General features: G+C 64.3%; 2 protein-coding genes. One reads left to right on the top strand and one right to left on the bottom strand.

All coding sequences use genetic code 11. The features are described 5' to 3' along the window. Positions 1–336: 336 nt before the first annotated feature. Positions 337–1,254: a DUF1295 domain-containing protein gene (locus tag I6U14_RS08585; RefSeq protein WP_296898481.1), complete on the top strand. Its 918-nt coding sequence runs from the start codon at positions 337–339 to the stop codon at positions 1,252–1,254. A gap of 210 nt (positions 1,255–1,464) precedes the next feature. Here I6U14_RS08585 and hisC read toward each other — a convergent pair whose 3' ends face one another. Then, positions 1,465–2,544: a histidinol-phosphate transaminase gene (gene hisC / locus I6U14_RS08580; protein ID WP_296898479.1), complete on the bottom strand. Its 1,080-nt coding sequence runs from the start codon at positions 2,542–2,544 to the stop codon at positions 1,465–1,467. Positions 2,545–2,655: the final 111 nt, after the last annotated feature.

Here is a 2,655-nt window from a genome sequence, read left to right as displayed (position 1 = left end):
GTGAAGGGGCTCGTCTTTGCGGACTGGCCCCAGCGTTGCCGACCATGCGGGGGCGGATGGCCATGGCGATGCCAGAGAAACGCTGCAAGCCGGCGAAGGCACGAGGTCCAAGGAATCTTCCAGACGAAGCGTCGCTCCCAGCGGCGCAGCCACGCCTGGTGCCGGCGCTCGGCTACTTCGCCGCGCCGGTTGCAGTCTTCGAGCCTGGGGACACGATCCGGCGCAGGGAGTGGGTCTGTCGTTTGATTGGGTTGAGCGCCAATGCAGTTGCCACGACCTGACTAGGCTCGGGCCGAATGCTCGGTTGCGCAATTCTTGTGTTGCGCCAACCTCAGCTTGCGTCCTTATGACCAGCTTCAAGAGGCGCCAATCATGAAGAATGCAACCGTCGAAGCCCTTATCGCCATCGTCGCCGCTTTGCTGGCGGCCTCCAGCGTCGCCTGGGCGGGTAGTCAGGGCGGCCTCGCGGTCGGGGGCGTGCCACTGTTCGCGCTGGCCGCGGTGGTAGCCTTCGTGATCCAGTGGTTCGTGTTCGTGCCGTCCTATCAGGCGCAGACGGAGAAGTGGTACGACATTACGGGCAGTGCGACCTATGTGACGGTGGTCATCGGCGCGCTGCTGCTGGCGGGGCGGTTCGACGCTCGGTCCCTGCTATTGACGGGGCTCGTATGCATCTGGGCGGCGCGGCTGGGGACCTTCCTGTTTCGGCGGATTCAAAAGGCGGGTGCCGATACGCGCTTCGATGACATCAAGCCGTCGTTCGTCCGGTTCCTGATGGCGTGGACGTTGCAGGGGCTGTGGGTGTTTCTGACGCTGGGTGCGGCACTGGCGGCCATGACGGCGGCGTCGGTCCCGTCGTTTGGGCTTGTCGGCTGGCTTGGATTAGCCATCTGGGTGCTTGGATTTGGCATCGAGGCCGTGGCCGATGCGCAAAAGCAGGCCTTCCGCAACGATCCCACCAACAAAGGCCGCTTCATCCGATCCGGGCTCTGGGCCTGGTCACGACACCCGAATTACTTCGGTGAGATCATGCTGTGGACAGGCGTTGCCCTGATTGCACTGCCGGCGCTGTCCGGCTGGCAGTTCGTGACCCTGATCTCGCCGCTGTTCGTGTATTTCCTCCTGACGCGGGTCAGCGGCATTCCGATGCTGGAGTCGCGCGCAGACGAGCGTTGGGGCGACGAGCCCGAGTATCAGGCGTACAAGGCACGCACGCCCGTGCTGTTTCCGAAACCACCACAGACCGATAACTAGGGCAACAACTGGACGTCTTCCGCGGCGGGAGCCATGGTAGTGGGCGGGCTTAGGCGATTGCCGGAAACAAACGTATGGAAGGTCGCAGGCTCTTCGCTCGGCTCCTGCGTCGCGGCAGCGGTCGCATAGTCGAACTGCGTGCCCGCTGCTGCGACGCAAAAGACGAGCGAGAAGACAAGCCAGGCCGTCTGTTTGTTGACAGAAATCGTCTTAATCCATGGACAAGGCGGCTTCCAGGGCAGTCAGCAGCGCCGCATTCTCCTGCGGCGTGCCGACGGTGATCCGCAAGCAATCGGCGAGCAGCGGGTGGGCGCCGTGTAGCTGCTTGATGAGCACGCCGCGGTCCTTGATGCCTTGGAAGACGGCGCCGGCCCGGCCCGGCTCGGTGCGCACCAGGATGAAGTTGGCCTCACTCGGATAGGGCGTGATGCCGTCGCTCGCAGCTAGGGCGTCGAAGAGTTTCGCACGCTCGGCGCGGATCGTGGCGGTCTGCTCGTCCCAGGCGGTGTGGTGGCGCAATGCGAAGCTCGCGCTGGCCTGAGTAAGCGCATTGATGTTGTAGGGCAGCCTCACCTTGTCGATCTCCGTGAGCCACTCCCGCGGGCCCGCGAGATAGCCCAGGCGCAGGCCGGCGAGGCCCATCTTGGAGACGGTGCGCATCACCAGGAGGTTCGGCCAATCCCCCAACCGCGGCAGGAAGCTCTGGTCCGTGAAAGGTGCATAGGCCTCGTCGACGATGACGAGTCCAGGGCTGGCCTGGATAATCCGTTCGACGGCAGCGGCGTCGAACAAGTTGCCGGTGGGGTTGTTTGGATAGGCGATGTACGTGAGCACCGGCTGCTCGCGCGCGATCGCTGTGAGGGTCGCATCCAGGTCCAGCGCGAAGTCGGACGCACGCAGCGGCACGCCGACATAGTCCATGCCGGCGAACAGCGCGATCATGCGATACATCACGAACCCCGGGTCAAGCGACAGCACCTTCCGGCCTGGCTTGGCGAGGGCGAGTGCGAGCATCTGGATCAGCTCGTCGGAACCATTGCCGAGCAACAAGGCCATGTCCAGCGGCACGCCCATGGCCTCGCGCAGGGCGGCTTGCAGGTCGTGCCCCTGGGGATCGGGGTAGCGGTTCAGCTCTGCCTCGCGCAAGACCGCGAGCCAGTCTTCCCTCAGCGCCTCCGGCCATGGATAGGGGTTTTCCATGGCGTCGAGCTTGATCAGGCCTGCGCTGTCGGGGACGTGGTAGGCGCGCAGGCTCAGGATGTCTTCGCGAATGAGATCGGCGGGGGTCATGGGGAAGTTTGAAGTTTGAAGTTTGAAGTGCGCGGCGCCGAGCTGTCACTCGACATTGCGTCCCCTATCGAGCATGAAGGGTGCCGCACGGATGCCGCAGGCTCTCGAGTG

The sequence above is a fragment of the Thiohalocapsa sp. genome (assembly GCF_019695415.1).
Taxonomy (GTDB): Bacteria; Pseudomonadota; Gammaproteobacteria; order Chromatiales; family Chromatiaceae; genus Thiohalocapsa.
The sequence above is the reverse complement of the archived record's forward strand: the minus strand, read 5'-3'. Positions and strand labels throughout refer to the sequence as shown.